The following is a 14,700-nucleotide window of genomic DNA, read 5'->3' as shown; positions in this document are numbered from 1 at the left end:
GTTCGGGGGCGCCCGGCCCCGCGCTGATCAGTTGACGATGGCCCCGCGGCGCAGGTCGCGCGCGCGGGTGAGGATGATGTCCTCGAGCTTCTGAACCGTCGCCGCCTGGACCGGCGCGGCGATCCACTGGCCGCCCTGATTGACCTGGCGCAGCGCCGCGACCCGAACCGCATCGGCGCGCAGATCCTGGTCGAGGATCGTGACCGTCACCTTCATCCGCTCGGTCGGTGAGTTGGGGTTGGTGTACCAGTCGGTGACGATCACGCCGCCGTTCGAATCGGTCTGAAGTAGCGGCATGAAGCTGACCGTGTCGAGGCTGGCGCGCCACAGATAGCTGTTCACGCCGATGGTCGTGACCTGCGACGCCGCGAGGTCGGCGTTCGGCCGGTTGCCGCCGCGGCCGCACGCAGCAAGGGCGAGCAGAGCGAGGCTGAGGACGGCGACACGCGGTGCGGTGAACATCAAGCAGGTCCTAAACAGGTCGACGCGAGTGGAGCGACACGCCTCTATAGATGGTGGCCGGTGTGCCGCAAGCGCCGGCTGCCCGGCGCGGCCACCTGTGGATAAGGTGCAACACTGTCAGGGGAAAAGATTCCCTGCGGTGGATAGGTGCAACCGAATCATGGTAGCGCTCTTTTCCGGGTGGAGGAGTCTTCGTGGTCGCAACGCGCACCATTGTCGGGATCGGTGTCGCTGCAGCGCTTGCTGTGGTGGCCGGCGTCGCGCCTGCGATCGGCGCGGACGAGGGCCGATTGACCGCGCGTGCCGCCCCCGCCGGCGTGGGAGGCGGGCTGGGCGGGTTCACGCCCTCCGCCGGTGATCCGAAGCTTGCCGCCGCCCTGGCGCGTGCGGGTCTCTCCGCATCCGGCTTCCGCTTCACGCCATCGGGCGCGACCGAGAAGGCATCGCGCGCGGTGACGGTGGCGGTTCGGGCGCGGTCCAACCGGACACCGGCGGCGCTTGGTGAGCGTGTCGCCGCGCCCTCGCCGGTCGCGTTGGCCCCGATCGCCTATAACCTGGGCGTCGCAGTTGGTTGGAAGCGGTTTGCGCTCTCCAGCGAGCTGACCAAGGTCGACCTTGCGGGTCAGCCGGGCAGCCGCGAGTCGGCTGACCTCGGGATCAGCTACACCGGTCGCAGCTTCGGCGCGCGGGTGAAGGCGGAGGCGGTCCGCCCGCTTGCCAACCAGCCGCGCCTGCTCGCCGAAACGCCGAGCTACTCGCTTGAAGCCGGCGGCGCGTACAAGATCACCCGCAATCTCGATGTCACGGCCGGCGTCCGTTACCGGTCCGATCGTGAGCGCCTGCCGCAGCTGACCGATGATCGCCGCGACAGCCAGTCGGTCTACGTCGGAACCGCGTTCCGGTTCTGAAATCGGCGAGCGTCTGGCGCTCGCTTCACCTGTCCGTCGTCCAAGCTAAGGCTCGATCTCTTGCGGCCGAGCTCCACTAAGGGCTGTCAGCGTTCGCTGGCCTGACGAACCGACCCACGCGTCGATTCCCGCCCAACCATGCGCGTCAGGTAGGCGTCGCCAACGCCGCTCGGTCATGCCGCCGAGCGCAATTACCGGGATCGCCGATCCGCGCGCCAGCCACGCGAACCCGTGCGGCCCCAGCACTGCCGCCTCCGGATGCGATCGGGTCGCGAACACCGGCGACACGAAGATCAGGTCGGCGATCGCTCGCCGCGCGGCCAGCAACTCGCGGCGATCGTGCACCGAACGCGACCGCAGCCCTGGTCCTAACCCATTATGTACGCCCGCGGCGCCCGCTCGTTTGCTGTCCGCGCTCAGCAGCACCAGCCGCCGCGCTCGCGCGATCCGGCGTACCCGGACGTAGCGTGCCTCACCCGCCCGATCACGCGCGCGGAACACGACGCCGCTCCCCGGCGGCAGGCGCCGCAGCGCGCACCAGAGGCCGTTACCCAGCCGGTCGTCGACGAACAGCCAGCGGCGCGGCACGGGGTGGCGGGATGGCATCGCCCTCGCCTATAGCGCGCGCGATGCTCCACGACGATGCCGCCGGTCGCCTCCATGCCGTTCAGGACCAGATCGCCCGCGCCACGCGGGTGGCCGGGCGCGCGGCCGAGGAAGTGACGCTGATCGCGGTGTCGAAGACTCACGACGCCGCGGCGATCCGTCCGCTGATCGCCGCGGGACAGCGGGTGTTCGGAGAGAACAGGGTGCAGGAGGCGCAGGGCAAGTGGCCGGCGCTCCGAGGCGAAACGGCGGGGATCGCGCTGCATCTGGTCGGGCAGCTGCAATCGAACAAGGCCGGCGATGCGGTCGCGCTGTTCGACGCGATCCACTCGGTCGATCGGTCATCGCTCGTGACCGCATTGGCGAAGGCGATGGACGCCGCGGATCGGCGGCCTCCCTGCTTCATCCAGGTCAACATCGGCGACGAACCACAAAAGGGCGGCTGCCCTACCGCGGACCTGCCGGCGCTGCTCGGTGAGGCGCGGCAAGCGGCGCTGCCGGTCGCTGGCTTGATGGCGGTGCCCCCGGCCGGCGTCGAGCCCGCGCCCTATTTCGCGTTGCTGGCCAAGCTGGCGCGGGATCATGGGCTGGCCGAGCTCAGCATGGGGATGTCGGGCGATGTCGAGACCGCGGTGACGATCGGCGCGACCCACGTGCGGGTAGGCACCGCGCTGTTTGGGGCTCGCTGATGCTGTTCAAGGCGATTCTGTTCGACTTCGACGGCGTGCTGATCGAGAGCGAGGCGGCCGGCAACCGCCACATCGCCGACTATCTGAGCGGCATCGGTCATCCTACCAGCGCCGAGGAGTCGATGGCGCACTTCATGGGACTGGCCGGCGCGGACTTCATCGGTGCGGTCGAGCGCTGGATCGGGCGGACGCTTCCGGACGATTTCGCCGCTGCGCGCAAGCTGGAGAACGATCGTACCATGCGCGAGGGGGTTGGCGAAGTGGCCGGCGCGGTCGCCTTCGTCCGCTCGCTGCCGCCGACGGTGCCGAAGGCGATCGTGTCGTCGAGCAGCACCGCATGGATCCGTGCGCACCTCGACCACATCGGCCTGCGCGCCGCGTTCGAGCCGCACATCTACTCGGGCAAGGAGCATGTCGCGCGCGGAAAGCCGGCGCCCGACCTGTACCTCTACGGGGCTGCCCAGCTCGGCATCGACATCGCGGATTGCGCCATCATCGAGGACTCGCCGGTTGGCGCGACGGGTGCGGTCGCGTCGGGTGCCTATGTCATCGGGCTGTGCGCCGGCAGCCACTGCGGCGTCGGGCATGCCGAGCGGCTGAAGGCAATCGGCGTGGACGCGGTCGCGGCCGACTTCGCCACGGTCAGCGACCTGCTCGTCTGAGCGCCCATAATCCCGCGACGAGGTCATAGGGCAGCGCCGCCGCCTCGCGTAGCGCCATCCGCCGGCGGTAGGTTGAAAGGCTCGCCAGATCGGCGCGCGCGAAGCGGAGTGGCTCAGCACGCAAGCCGCACAGGCGGAACAGCATCAGCACGCGTGGCAGATGGTACCGATCGGTGCAGGCGACGATCCGGTCGTGTCCACCGGCGTGCGCGTAGGCCGTGGCCGCAAGCACCGTCTGCAGCGTGTCGCGGCTCGCCTCATCCAGGTGCAGGCGGTCCGGCGGCACCGCATCGCCGATCAGTGACGCCATGACCCGCGCTTCGCTCGGGGGGAAGCGACCCTCCGCGCCCGACAGGAACAGCGCGCTTGAGGGATCGGCGCGTGCCGCGGCGAGCGCGTAGCGGGTCCGGCGGGCGAGCGTCGGACTGGCGCGTCCGCCTGCCCACACCGCCGCGCCGAACACGACGATCAGCGTGCGCACGTCACAGCTGGTGGCCGGTCCGGTCGCGCTTGGTCGCGAGATAGCGCTGGTTGTGCGGATTGGCGGCAAGCGCGATCGGCACGCGCTCGACCACTTCGATACCGTGGCTGGCGAGTGTCGCAGCCTTGGCCGGATTGTTGGTCAGCAATTGGATCCGTCGCTGTCCGAGCAGCGCGAGCATCTGCGCGGCGACCGCAAAGTCGCGCGCGTCGACCGCGAAGCCGAGCCGGATGTTGGCATCGACGGTGTCGAAGCCCTGGTCCTGCAGCGCATAGGCCCTGAGCTTGTTGACCAGTCCGATCCCGCGTCCTTCCTGGCGCAGGTAGAGCAGGATGCCCCAGCCCGCCCCCTCGATGCGGCGCAGCGCTTCGTGGAGCTGCGGCCCGCAGTCGCACTTCAGGCTGCCGAGCACGTCGCCGGTCAGACACTCGCTGTGGAGCCGGACGAGCGGCGGCGTCCCATCTGGCTGGCCGATAAGGAGCGCAACATGCTCGCCCGCGGCCTCCGGCGTGCGGAAGGCGACGATCTCCGCTGCTTCCGCCGCCGCGATCGGCAGGCGCGCGCGGGTCGCGATGCGGAGCCGCGACGCATCCTCGTGGGCGTCGATGTCGGCGACCGTCAGCGATACGTCCGCCGGGCCGTCCTCCCGAACGAAGAAGGCGGGAAGCAGCCCCGCAATGCGGGCGAAGCGCAGCGCCGCCTCAGCAGGTGCCGGCGGACCGACCGGGATCGCGCGGAAGGGTCCCTTGAGCGGCGTCGCAAGATCACGCTGCGGATCGGCGAGCGCGGTTGCGGCCGCGAAGTCGAGCCACGGTGCGCGTTCGAGAAGGACCGGGGCGTCGGGCGCGACCGCCGCGTCGAGCTGATTGCCGAGCTTCAGTGTCGCCGCGCGACCGGCCGACAGCAGCACCGCGGCGCGCTCCGCCGGATCGAAGTCGGCCAGCCGGACCGGATCGGCGGTCTCGATCGCGAGCATCGACAATCCGTCGATCGCGATTGGCCAACCGCGCCGCAGCGCATCGATTGCGCGGGCGGCTGCTCGCGGGTCGCTCACAGATCGAACTCGGTGACGAGCGGCACATGATCGCTCGGCTTCAGCCAGCTCCGGCACGGCTCGCATACGCGGTGCGCGACCGCCCTGTCGGCGATCGCCGGGCTCGCCCACATGTGGTCGAGCCGTCGCCCGCGGTCGGACAGCGCCCAGTCTTTGGCGCGGTAACTCCACCAGGTGTGGAGGCGCTGCGGCGCGGGGTAGAAGCGGCGGCCGAGATCGACCCACCCGTGCGCTGTCTGTAGCCGGGCAAGCGCCTCCACCTCGATCGGTGTGTGGCTGACGACATCGAGCAGCGCCTTGTGGTTCCAGACGTCCGATTCGAGCGGGGCGACGTTGAAGTCGCCCACCAGCAGCGTCGGCACGTCCAGCGCCGCCGACCAGGCGGTCATGCGCTCGAGGAAGTCGAGTTTCTGCCCGAACTTGGGGTTCAATTCGCGATCGGGCACGTCGCCGCCGGCCGGCACGTAGACATTCTCTAGCCTGAGCCCGTTCTCCAGTCGGACGCCGACGTGGCGCGCTTCCCCGTTCGCCTGCCAGTCGAGCCGGTCGTCGGCGCTGAGCGGCACCCGGCTGATGATCGCGACGCCGTGGTGCATCCGCTGGCCGTTGATGACCAAGTGCTCGTAGCCGAGCGCGCGAAAGGGTGCGGCAGGGAAATCGCCGTCGATCACCTTGGTCTCCTGCAGGCACAGGATGTCGGGTGACTCTTCCCGAAGGAAGCGCTCGACGGCATCGATGCGGAAGCGGACCGAGTTGATGTTCCAGGAGGCGATGGACAGCGTCATGCGCCGGGCGATGTAGCGGTCGCGCTGCCGCCGCGCAAAGGGCCGGACGTGAAAAGGCCCCCGCTCCGGGGGCATGGAGCGAGGGCCGACCTGGTGTTGGTCACGCAGGCGGGAACGGGAACCGGATCAATCCGGGCAACAGGGGGAAATCCCGAATACAGGGCCCCGCTCCGCACATATTGCCCTAGCACGCTAACCTGTCGCTCAGATGAACACGCCGCTCGATTCGGCTCAACCTTGGCGACCACTCCTCCGCGGATCGTTCCAGCGGAACGTTCCGTCGCTCACGGGCGCGCCGAACTGCTGGCGATTGAGGCGGATGGTGGTGCGGTTGTTCTGCGCATCGAGCGCAACCCAGCCCTGGAGAACCAATCCGGCCGGGCCGCTTGCCGCCTTGTTGAAGACCAGCGTGATGCGCCCGAACTCGGGATGCTTCGGGTCGCGCACCTCCACGCTCAGCACCTCGGGGTTGGCGGTCGGCTGGACGGTCGCGAAGCGTGAGATGTCCTTGGTCGGATCGAGCAGCACGCCCAGTGGCGAGTTGCCGATCGGCCAACGCGACACCTGACGTACCGAATAGTCGATAAAGTGGAGCGACTTGCCGTCGCCGACGATCAGGATCGGCACGCCCTTTTCGTACTGGAAGCGGATCTTGCCCGGGCGCTTCAGCGTCATCGTGCCGGTCAGCACCTTGCCCGCCCGGTCCGTCTGGGTGAACGCAGCCGTCATCGTCGTCACGCCTGCCAGGTGTCGCTGCACCTGTTGCAGGTCGGTTTGCGCAGACTGTGCCTGCACCGGCGCGGCAACGACGACCGCCGCGGCGGCGGCGGAAAACAAGCTCTTGATCATGGGCGTCCTGTGCTCGGGCCGGATTGAACGCGGCGTGAACCCGTGGCGTTCCGGCGTGGTCACGCCAGCGGGCGGCCGTCCTCGTCCATCAGCACCTCGCGGCGGCCGACGTGGTCGGGGCGGCCGACCAGGCCGTCAGTCTCCATTCGCTCGATCAGCCGCGCGGCGGAGTTGTAGCCGATCCGCATCTGGCGCTGGAGCCAGCTGGTCGATGCCTTCTGGCTCTGCGCGACGTGCTGGATCGCCTTGCGGTAGAGCTGGTCCTCCGGATTGTCGTCGCCGCTCGGCGCGCCTTCCAGGCTGAAGCCGCCGTCGCCGTCGGGCTCGTTGGTGACCGCGTCGATATAGTCGGGTTCGCCCTGCGCGCGCCAGAAGTCGGCGACGGCCTGGACTTCGTCGTCCGAAACGAAGGGCCCGTGGACGCGCGCGGTGCCCTTGCCGCCCGGCATGTAGAGCATGTCGCCCTTGCCCAGCAGCTGCTCGGCGCCCTGCTCGCCCAGGATCGTGCGGGAATCGATCTTGGACGTGACGTGGAAGGAGATGCGGGTCGGCAGGTTCGCCTTGATCACGCCGGTGATGACGTCGACCGATGGGCGCTGCGTTGCCATGATCAGGTGGATGCCCGCCGCGCGCGCCTTCTGCGCCAGGCGCTGGATCAGGAACTCGACCTCCTTGCCCGCGGTCATCATCAGGTCGGCGAGCTCGTCGACGATCACGACGATCTGCGGCAGCGGGGACAGGTCGAGCGTCTCCTCCTCGTACAGCGGCTTGCCGTTGTCGTCGTAGCCGACGTGGACCTTGCGCCCGAGCGTCTGGCCCTTGGCCTTGGCGGCGCGGACCTTCTCGTTGAAGCTGGCGAGCCCGCGGACGTTGACGCTCGCCATCATGCGGTAGCGGTCCTCCATCTGCTCGACGGCCCATTTCAGCGCGCGCACCGCCTTCGGCGGCTCGGTCACCACGTCGGCGAGCAGGTGGGGGATGCCCTTGTAGATGCTGAGCTCCAGCATCTTCGGGTCGATCATGATCAGGCGGCACTGGTCGGGCGTGAGCCGGTAGAGCAGCGACACGATCATCGAGTTGAGGCCCACCGACTTGCCCGACCCGGTCGTCCCCGCGACCAGCAGGTGCGGCATGGGCGCGAGATCGGCGACGACCGGGTCACCCGCGATGTTCTTGCCGAGCACGATCGGCAGGCCCTGCGCCTGGTCGAACGCGTCGGAACCGATCAGCTCGTGGAGCGACACCGCCTCACGCCGGGCATTGGGGAGCTCGATGCCGATCACTGTGCGACCCGGGATGGTCGCGACGCGGGCGGAAATCGCGGACATGTTGCGCGCGATATCGTCCGCGAGCGCGATCACGCGGGTCGCCTTGATGCCGGGCGCCGGCTCCAGCTCGTACATGGTGACGACCGGCCCCGGACGCACCTCCACGATCGCGCCCTTGACGTGAAAGTCGTCGAGCACGCTCTCGAGCAGCCGCGCATTGCGCTCCAGCGAGGCCTTGTCGACCGTCGGATTGGCGCTCGGCGGCGCGGGTTTGAGCAGGTCGAGCGGCGGCAGCTTGAAATTGTCGCGCAGATCGAGCGAGCTCTGCCGCTCTTCGCGCTTCGCCGGCGCGGGAGCGACCTGACGGTCGGCGATCACCGGGCCGGGACGGTCGTTCGGCACCGCGACCTTGCGCGGCAGCGGCGGCGGCGGGGCCGCCGGCGCGGTGTCGTCATCGTTCAGGTCGACCGGCACCGGACGCGGGGCGGGCGCATCCTCCTCCCGCTCGCGCCGCCCTAAGCGGGGCAAGGCGAGTCGTCGTTCTGGCAGGTCGATGTTGATGCCGCGGCCCCAAACAACGATGCCGCCGATGCCGAGCGCGAGGCCGACCACCCGCTCGATCCACCGCACCGCCGTTTCCTGTCCGATGAACGCGATTGCCCAGGTCGCCGCGTCGGCGACCGCCAGCCCGATGACGCCGCCCCATCCGCCGGGCAGCGACAGAACGGAGCTGGAGGAGATGAAGGCAAAGGCGCTCGCCATCAGCGCCACGCCGATCGCGGTAGTACGGGTCATCCGCACCCAGCGGCCGAGCGGCACGTCGCGCCACAGCCGGCTCGCGAAGACCAGCCCCAGCGGCAACATCAGCGCGATCGCGGGACCCGCCAGGGTCAGGAGCAGGTCGGCGAGCATCGCGCCCGGTGGCCCCATCAGGTTCCGAACCGGACCGGCCGCTGCGGTGTTGAGCGACGGATCGCTCGGATGATAGCTGGCGAGCGCAAGCGCGACCGCAAGCGTTGCCAGCAGGATCGCGACCGCGCCCAGCATCGCGCCGCTGCGCCGTGCGCCCGCCTTCATCGTGTCGCGCCACAGGAACGGCGCCGCGCGGCTTGCCATGTCAGTTCTCACCCCGGATGTTCGCGCATTGTCCCGATCCTACGGTGTGGCGTCAAGGCAGCGGCATTGTCGCGCGCGCCCGGCTAGGCTAGCGCGGATACATGGAACACGCAGACGTCCTGATCCTCGGCGGCGGACTGGTCGGCAGCAGCCTGGGTGTCGCGCTCGACGCGCACGGCCTCTCCTCCGTCATCATCGACATTGCCGATCGCGAGACGATTCTGGCGGCCGAGTTCGACGGCCGCGCCTCCGCGATCGCCAGCGCGCCGCACCGGATGCTGCAGGCGATCGGCGTGTGGCCGCGCCTCGCTGGCGTGACCTGCCCGATTGAGGGCATCCGGGTGTCCGACGGGCTGAAGCCCGGCGCGCTCGACTTCGAACCAGGCGAGGACGGCGACCCGCTCGGCCACATGGTCGAGAACCGGCACCTGCGCCGCGCGCTGATCGAGGCCGCCGACGCCGCGCCTCTCGTGGACCTGCGCATGAACACGCGCGCGCTGTCCGTTGATCGCGGCGCCGGCGGCGTGGTCGCGATGCTGAGCGACGGCACCACCGTCCGTGCGCCGCTGCTGATCGCGGCGGAGGGGCGGAACTCGCCGACGCGCGAGGCGGCCGGGCTCGCGGTGGCGCGCTGGACCTATGAGCACGCGGCGATGGTTTCGACCTTCCACCACGAGCACAGCCACGAGAACGTCGCGTACGAAATCTTCTACCCGACCGGGCCGTTCGCGCTGCTGCCGCTGGTCGACGACGCGGACGGGCACCGCTCGGCGATCGTGTGGTCGGTACCCGCGGCGCAAGCGGCGGGGCTGATGAAGCTGTCCGACCGCGGCTGGCTGCACGAGGCGGAGGTGCGCATGGGCGGGTTCCTCGGCCGCCTGTCCGGCCTGACCCGCCGGTCGAGCTACCCGATCGGCTTTCATCACGCCGCGACGATCACCGCCGAGCGGCTGGCGCTGGTCGGCGACGCCGCCCACGGTATTCATCCGATCGCAGGCCAGGGCGTTAACGTCGGCTTCCGCGACGTGGCGACGCTGGTGGAGGTGCTGGTCGAGGGCAAGCGGACCGGGCTCGATCTCGGCGACGCGCAACTGCTCGCGCGGTACGAGCGGTGGCGCAGCCTGGATACCTTCATGGTCGCGGTCGCGACCGACGGGCTGACCCGCCTGTTCGGCGTGCCCGGGCGAACCGCCAACGCGGTGCGCCGGTTCGGCTTGTCGGCGGTGCAGCGCCTGCCCGCACTCAAGGACCGCTTCATGGCGGAGGCCCGCGGCGAGAGCGGGCAGGTTCCCAGGCTGCTGTCGGGACTGCGGGTCTGATCCTCTGCGCGGACGTAAGTCGCGCGGCGCGACTTACTGAAGCGTCCCGCTCTCGTCGTCGTGGCGGCCGAAGAAGCTCATCAGCTGAATTGTCAGCTCGGCGCGGTCGGACAGCGTCTCGGCCTCGAGCAGGGCCTGTTTGGCCGCGGGATCAAAGGGCGCGATCTGGGCGATGCCGTTGACCAGCGACTCATCGTCCAGGCGGCTCACCGCCTCCCAGTCGACCGCGTAGCCGCCGGTGTCGGCGAAGCGTCGGGCCTCGCTCTCGACGGCGGCGCGTTCGCCCAGGCTGAGGGTTTCGGGCGCGGCGGCCGGCAGCAGCACCGCTTCGACCTGGCGGAACGGCGTGGTCACGTCGAGTTCGCGGACCATCCGGAACCGCGCCAATCCTTCCAGCACGATGTCGAAGCGGCCGTCCGGCAGCGCCTCGATCTCCGCGATCCGCCCGACGCAGCCGACCTCGAACAGCGGTGGAGGGTCGCCGGGCCCGCGCGGCTGAATCATCGCGATCCGCCGGTCGCGGGCGACCGCATCGGTCACCATCGCGCGGTAGCGCGGCTCGAAGATGTGGAGCGGCAGGTGCATGCGCGGGAACAGCAGCGCGCCGGGAAGCGGAAAGATCGACAGCCTGGTGGTGTCGGCGGTGCTCACCCGAACAGGATCGCAGACAATTTGCGACGTTGCGCCGAGACCCACGGATCCTCCAGCCCGACCGCCTCGAACAGCTTGAGCAGCTGCGTGCGCGCGGCCGCCTCGTTCCAGTCGCGGTCATCGGCGATCATCGCGAGCAGCGTCGCCGCCGCACCATCACGGTCACCCGCCGCCATCTGACCATTGGCGAGGCGGAGCCGCGCGTCCATGTCGCCCGGGTTGGCAGCGACCTCCTCCGTCAGCGCGGCGAGGTCGCCGACCGGTGCGGCGACCAGCGCAAGCTCGATGGCCGAGCGCGCCCGCACGACCTCTGGCAGCTTGGCCGCGTCCGCCGGCAGCCCGGCGATCGCCGCCTGCGCCTCCTCGTGTCGTCCCAGCGCGATCAGGGCTCGCGCGCGCCCCGCCGCGACCACGGCGTGGTCGGGTGCCATTTCCGTTAGCTGATCGAAGATGGAGAGCGCCCGCGCCGCGTCGCCGGCGCCCAGCACCTCTTCCGCCATCGCGATCAGCGGCTCGAGCTCCGCCTCCTGCGCGGCCGCATCGCTCTCGATCGGCAGCTGTTTCAACAACTGGTCGATGATCGCCTTCAGCTGCGATTCGGTGCGGGCGTTGGTCAGGTCGGCCGCCAGCTGGCCCTGGAACATCGCGTAGACGGTCGGGATCGAGCGGATCTGGAACTGGGACGCGATGAACTTGTTCGCGTCCACGTCGATCTTGGCGAGCACCACGCCGCGGTCGGCGTACTCGGCGGCGACCTTCTCCAGCACGGGCCCGAGCGCCTTGCACGGCCCGCACCACTCGGCCCAGAAGTCGATGATGACCAGCTTGGTCATCGACGGCTCGACCACGTCGCGGCGGAACTGCTCAACCGCCTCCTTGTCGTTGGGGGATAGACCAAGGGTCGCCAAGCTGCTGCTCCGATCGGATAGGAGCCGCCTATGTGGCGCGTCTCCGCCGCGACGCCAAGGGCCACCGCGCGCAGGAAAGGGGTTGCGGAGGCGAAAAGGCGTTGCTAATGGCCCGCCTCCACCCGCCCCGACCCTGATCGGGGCCACGCCAGAGCGGGCGTAGCTCAGGGGTAGAGCACAACCTTGCCAAGGTTGGGGTCGAGGGTTCGAATCCCTTCGCCCGCTCCAGCCGCTGCACGAGGTGCAGCGGCGTCAGCACCGATATAGTCGCAGCGGCCCGGCCGGCGGCGCTTCAGGCGCCCACCGGCGACATGGCTTCGCCGCGGCGCTTCGGCCTCGCTATACCCGCTCCATGACCTCTCCCATGATTCGCGTCGGCATCGGCGGCTGGACCTTCGAGCCGTGGCGCGGCGGCGCCTTCTATCCCGAGCACTGGCCAATCAAGCGCGAGCTCGAATACGCGTCACGCCACCTGACCGCGATCGAGATCAACGGTACCTACTACTCCGGCTTCAAGCCGGCGACGTTCGCCACCTGGCGCGACACTGCGCCTGAGGGTTTCGTCTTCACGCTCAAGGCATCCCGCTTCTGCACCAATCGCAAGGTGCTGGCGGAGGCGGGTCCGTCGGTCGAGAAGTTCGTGCGGCAGGGCATTGTCGAGCTCGGCGACAAGCTCGGGCCGATCCTGTGGCAGTTCATGGCGACCAAGAAGTTCGACGCGGACGATTTCGCCGCCTTCCTCCAGCTGCTGCCCAGCAGCGAGGCGGGGGTGGAGCTGCGCCACGCGGTGCAGGTCCGGCACGAGAGCTTCGCCGATCCGGTCTTCGTCGCCATGTGCCGCACGGCGGGCGTGGCGATCGTCTTCGCCGACTCCACCGAGTACCCGGCGATCGCGGACGTGACCGGCCCTTTCGTCTACGCGCGGATCGAGTCGGCGGTCGAGGAGGAGCCGCTCGGCTACGCGCCCGACGTGCTCGACGGGTGGGCGGCCATGGCGAAGGCGTGGGCGGCAGGCGGGGAGCCTGACGGCCTGCCCTATGTCTCGCGTGACGCCGCCGCCGTACCGCGCGACACCTTTATGTTCTTCATCAGCGGCGCCAAGGTGCGCAATCCAGCAGCCGCGCAGGCGCTGATCGGCCGGCTGTAGCGAACTGTGCTCCCGCAGCGGCGGGAGCCTAAGGCCGCAAGTGACGCGCAGGTGATCCTGGACTCCCGCCTACGCGGGAGTACGTGGTCGCTGTATCTCGTAGATGACGTGCGGCTTCAGTTCGCCGGCCATGAGCCGATCGACCGTGCCGGGCCGCACCCGCCCGCCGATCTTCTCCACCGCGCGGCGCGATCGGATGTTGTTGACGCCGACGGTGAAGACCACCGTGCCGACGTACTGAAGGATGTGGTCGAGCATCAGCCGCTTGACCTCCCGATTGTACGCCCCGCCCCAGTGCGAGCGCGCGAGATAGGTCCAGCCGATCTCGATTTCGTCCGCGTCCGCGTTCCAGTTGTCGAACCGCGACGACCCGATCACGGTGTCGCCCGCCCGATCGATGATCGTCAGTGCGCCGCCGCTGGCGATACCCGCCTCGAAGTAGGCGCGGAACACGGGCTCCTGCCAGCGATCGTGCGCCGGGTGTACAGCCCAGAGCAGCGGGTCGGCGGCTACGGTGAACAGGGCGCCCCAGTCGGCTCGCGTCGACGGACGGAGGCGCACCAGCGCGCCCTCCAGCACCGGCTGGCGATCGGGCTTGGTCAGAAGGCAGATAGCCCCGTGATCGCGCGGCCGAGGATCAGGCCGTGGACGTCGTGCGTGCCCTCATAAGTGTTGACGGTTTCCAGGTTGATCGCGTGGCGCATGACGTGGAACTCCGCCGAGATGCCGTTGCCGCCGTGCATGTCGCGCGCGACCCGGGCGATGTCGAGCGCCTTGCCGCAGTTGTTGCGCTTGATGATGGAGATGGCTTCCGGCGCCAGCGCGCCCTCGTCGAACAGCCGGCCGCAGCGCAGCGCCGCCTGCAGACCGAGCGCGATCTCTGTTTCCATGTTGGCGAGCTTCAGTTGAACCAGCTGCTTGGAGGCGAGCGGGACCCCAAACTGCTGGCGGTCGAGCGTGTAGCGCCGTGTCGCCTCCAGGCAGAACTCGGCCGCGCCCATCGTGCCCCAGGCGATGCCGTAGCGCGCGCGGTTGAGGCAGCCGAACGGCCCCTTCAGCCCCTCGACGTTCGGCAGCAGCGCGTCTTCGCCGACCTCCACCCCGTCCATCACGATCTCGCCCGTGACCGAGGCGCGGAGCGACAGCTTGCCTTCGATCGTCGGAGTGGAGAGCCCGGCCATGCCCCGCTCCAGCACGAAGCCGCGGATCTTGCCGTCGTGCGCGTCCGACTTCGCCCAGACGACGAACACGTCCGCGATCGGGGCGTTGGTGATCCACATCTTGGCGCCCGACAGGCGGTAGCCGCCATCGATCCGCTCCGCGCGGGTGCGCATGCCGCCGGGATCGGAGCCGGCATCGGGCTCGGTCAGGCCGAAGCAGCCGACCAGCTCGCCGCTCGCGAGCCCGGGCAGGTACTTCCGTCGCTGCTCCTCGCTGCCATAGGCGTGGATAGGGAACATGACGAGGCTCGACTGAACGCTCATCGCCGAGCGATAGCCGGAGTCGACCGCCTCCACCTCGCGCGCCACGAGCCCATAGGCGACATAGCCCAGGCCGGCGCCGCCGTACTCGGCAGGGATCGTCGCGCCGAGCAGGCCTAGCTCTCCCATCTCGCGCATGATCGCACGGTCGAACTGCTCGTCCAGAAAGGCACGGGTGACACGCGGCAGCAGGCGTTCGCGGGCGTAGGCGTGCGCGGCGTCGCGCACCATCCGCTCCTCGTCGGTCAGCTGCGCGTCAAGCGCGAACGGGTCCTGCCAGTCGAAGCGGGCGGTGCCTGCCATGGGTGATATCC

16 protein-coding genes and 1 tRNA gene are annotated in these 14,700 nt (G+C 69.5%); 6 read left to right on the top strand and 11 right to left on the bottom strand.

Features of this window, described 5'->3' with window-relative positions; genetic code table 11:
- Window positions 1–27 precede the first annotated feature (27 nt).
- A complete protein-coding gene (locus tag CRO12_RS05110; protein ID WP_097062866.1) occupies window positions 28–462 on the bottom strand; it encodes a DUF3576 domain-containing protein in 435 nt (144 codons plus the stop codon).
- Window positions 463–656: 194 nt separating this feature from the next.
- Between CRO12_RS05110 and CRO12_RS05105 the strand changes: the two genes are divergently transcribed.
- Entirely contained in the window at window positions 657–1,370 is a 714-nt protein-coding gene (locus tag CRO12_RS05105) for a hypothetical protein (protein WP_245858214.1), read from the top strand.
- Between the two features lie 45 nt (window positions 1,371–1,415).
- On the opposite strand, the gene CRO12_RS05100 is transcribed toward CRO12_RS05105, so the two are convergent.
- Window positions 1,416–1,976 carry a thiamine phosphate synthase gene (locus tag CRO12_RS05100; protein WP_097062865.1) on the bottom strand — a complete coding sequence of 187 codons (561 nt, stop codon included), beginning with the start codon at window positions 1,974–1,976 and terminating at the stop codon, window positions 1,416–1,418.
- 23 nt (window positions 1,977–1,999) lie between these two features.
- Between CRO12_RS05100 and CRO12_RS05095 the strand changes: the two genes are divergently transcribed.
- Both CRO12_RS05095 and CRO12_RS05090 read left to right on the top strand, forming a co-directional pair.
- Window positions 2,000–2,665: a YggS family pyridoxal phosphate-dependent enzyme gene (locus tag CRO12_RS05095; protein ID WP_097062864.1), complete on the top strand. Its 666-nt coding sequence runs from the start codon at window positions 2,000–2,002 to the stop codon at window positions 2,663–2,665.
- Entirely contained in the window at window positions 2,665–3,327 is a 663-nt protein-coding gene (locus CRO12_RS05090) for an HAD family hydrolase (protein WP_097062863.1), read from the top strand. The genes CRO12_RS05095 and CRO12_RS05090 overlap by 1 nt, the downstream gene beginning before the upstream one ends.
- On the opposite strand, the gene CRO12_RS05085 is transcribed toward CRO12_RS05090, so the two are convergent.
- The 5 genes from CRO12_RS05085 to CRO12_RS05065 all read right to left on the bottom strand — a co-directional run bounded on the left by CRO12_RS05085 (window position 3,308) and on the right by CRO12_RS05065 (window position 8,880).
- A complete protein-coding gene (locus CRO12_RS05085) occupies window positions 3,308–3,808 on the bottom strand; it encodes a YdcF family protein (protein ID WP_179640866.1) in 501 nt (166 codons plus the stop codon). The two genes, CRO12_RS05090 and CRO12_RS05085, sit on opposite strands and share 20 nt — an antisense overlap.
- A 1-nt stretch (window position 3,809) precedes the next feature.
- Window positions 3,810–4,862 carry a GTP cyclohydrolase II gene (gene ribA, locus CRO12_RS05080; protein WP_245858213.1) on the bottom strand — a complete coding sequence of 351 codons (1,053 nt, stop codon included), beginning with the start codon at window positions 4,860–4,862 and terminating at the stop codon, window positions 3,810–3,812.
- A complete protein-coding gene (locus CRO12_RS05075) occupies window positions 4,859–5,647 on the bottom strand; it encodes an exodeoxyribonuclease III (protein WP_179640865.1) in 789 nt (262 codons plus the stop codon). Before CRO12_RS05075 ends, ribA begins: the two co-directional genes overlap by 4 nt.
- A gap of 231 nt (window positions 5,648–5,878) precedes the next feature.
- Window positions 5,879–6,496 carry a LolA family protein gene (locus CRO12_RS05070; RefSeq protein WP_097062861.1) on the bottom strand — a complete coding sequence of 206 codons (618 nt, stop codon included), beginning with the start codon at window positions 6,494–6,496 and terminating at the stop codon, window positions 5,879–5,881.
- Window positions 6,497–6,555: 59 nt separating this feature from the next.
- Entirely contained in the window at window positions 6,556–8,880 is a 2,325-nt protein-coding gene (locus CRO12_RS05065) for an FtsK/SpoIIIE family DNA translocase (protein WP_097062860.1), read from the bottom strand.
- A 101-nt stretch (window positions 8,881–8,981) separates the two neighbouring features.
- Here CRO12_RS05065 and CRO12_RS05060 point away from each other — a divergent pair, with 101 nt between their 5' ends.
- On the top strand, window positions 8,982–10,199 hold the full coding sequence (locus CRO12_RS05060) for a UbiH/UbiF/VisC/COQ6 family ubiquinone biosynthesis hydroxylase (protein ID WP_097062859.1): 1,218 nt from the start codon (window positions 8,982–8,984) through the stop codon (window positions 10,197–10,199).
- Window positions 10,200–10,232: 33 nt separating this feature from the next.
- Here the strand turns inward: CRO12_RS05060 and CRO12_RS05055 are convergent, their stop codons facing one another.
- Window positions 10,233–10,850, bottom strand: a complete 618-nt coding sequence (locus tag CRO12_RS05055; RefSeq protein WP_281253377.1) for an LON peptidase substrate-binding domain-containing protein — start codon at window positions 10,848–10,850, stop codon at window positions 10,233–10,235.
- Entirely contained in the window at window positions 10,847–11,758 is a 912-nt protein-coding gene (locus tag CRO12_RS05050) for a tetratricopeptide repeat protein (RefSeq protein WP_097062858.1), read from the bottom strand. Before CRO12_RS05050 ends, CRO12_RS05055 begins: the two co-directional genes overlap by 4 nt.
- A 153-nt stretch (window positions 11,759–11,911) precedes the next feature.
- On the opposite strand from CRO12_RS05050, the gene CRO12_RS05045 reads away from it, so the two are divergent.
- Window positions 11,912–11,986 (top strand) — tRNA-Gly (locus tag CRO12_RS05045).
- 124 nt (window positions 11,987–12,110) lie between these two features.
- Window positions 12,111–12,905: a DUF72 domain-containing protein gene (locus tag CRO12_RS05040; RefSeq protein ID WP_097062857.1), complete on the top strand. Its 795-nt coding sequence runs from the start codon at window positions 12,111–12,113 to the stop codon at window positions 12,903–12,905.
- A gap of 69 nt (window positions 12,906–12,974) precedes the next feature.
- Here the strand turns inward: CRO12_RS05040 and CRO12_RS05035 are convergent, their stop codons facing one another.
- Together CRO12_RS05035 and CRO12_RS05030 are read right to left on the bottom strand one after the other, a co-directional pair.
- On the bottom strand, window positions 12,975–13,466 hold the full coding sequence (locus tag CRO12_RS05035; protein ID WP_245858212.1) for a GNAT family N-acetyltransferase: 492 nt from the start codon (window positions 13,464–13,466) through the stop codon (window positions 12,975–12,977).
- 38 nt (window positions 13,467–13,504) lie between these two features.
- Window positions 13,505–14,689, bottom strand: coding sequence for an acyl-CoA dehydrogenase (locus CRO12_RS05030; RefSeq protein WP_097062855.1), 1,185 nt, complete (start codon window positions 14,687–14,689; stop codon window positions 13,505–13,507).
- Between the last annotated feature and the right edge of the window lie 11 nt (window positions 14,690–14,700).

The sequence above is a fragment of the Sphingomonas guangdongensis genome, assembly GCF_900199185.1.
Taxonomy (GTDB): Bacteria; Pseudomonadota; Alphaproteobacteria; order Sphingomonadales; family Sphingomonadaceae; genus Sphingomonas; species Sphingomonas guangdongensis.
The sequence above is the reverse complement of the archived record's forward strand: the minus strand, read 5'-3'. Positions and strand labels throughout refer to the sequence as shown.

Excerpts from the sequence above, each read along its gene's own strand:
- CRO12_RS05030 (WP_097062855.1), bottom strand. The coding sequence starts at position 14,689 with ATGGCAGGCACCGCCCGCTTCGACTGGCAGGACCCGTTCGCGCTTGAC.
- CRO12_RS05060 (WP_097062859.1), top strand. The coding sequence starts at position 8,982 with ATGGAACACGCAGACGTCCTGATCCTCGGCGGCGGACTGGTCGGCAGC.
- CRO12_RS05075 (WP_179640865.1), bottom strand. The coding sequence starts at position 5,647 with ATGACGCTGTCCATCGCCTCCTGGAACATCAACTCGGTCCGCTTCCGC.
- CRO12_RS05070 (WP_097062861.1), bottom strand. The coding sequence starts at position 6,496 with ATGATCAAGAGCTTGTTTTCCGCCGCCGCCGCGGCGGTCGTCGTTGCC.
- CRO12_RS05040 (WP_097062857.1), top strand. The coding sequence starts at position 12,111 with ATGACCTCTCCCATGATTCGCGTCGGCATCGGCGGCTGGACCTTCGAG.
- CRO12_RS05095 (WP_097062864.1), top strand. The coding sequence starts at position 2,000 with ATGCTCCACGACGATGCCGCCGGTCGCCTCCATGCCGTTCAGGACCAG.
- CRO12_RS05090 (WP_097062863.1), top strand. The coding sequence starts at position 2,665 with ATGCTGTTCAAGGCGATTCTGTTCGACTTCGACGGCGTGCTGATCGAG.
- CRO12_RS05100 (WP_097062865.1), bottom strand. The coding sequence starts at position 1,976 with ATGCCATCCCGCCACCCCGTGCCGCGCCGCTGGCTGTTCGTCGACGAC.
- CRO12_RS05065 (WP_097062860.1), bottom strand. The coding sequence starts at position 8,880 with ATGGCAAGCCGCGCGGCGCCGTTCCTGTGGCGCGACACGATGAAGGCG.
- CRO12_RS05110 (WP_097062866.1), bottom strand. The coding sequence starts at position 462 with ATGTTCACCGCACCGCGTGTCGCCGTCCTCAGCCTCGCTCTGCTCGCC.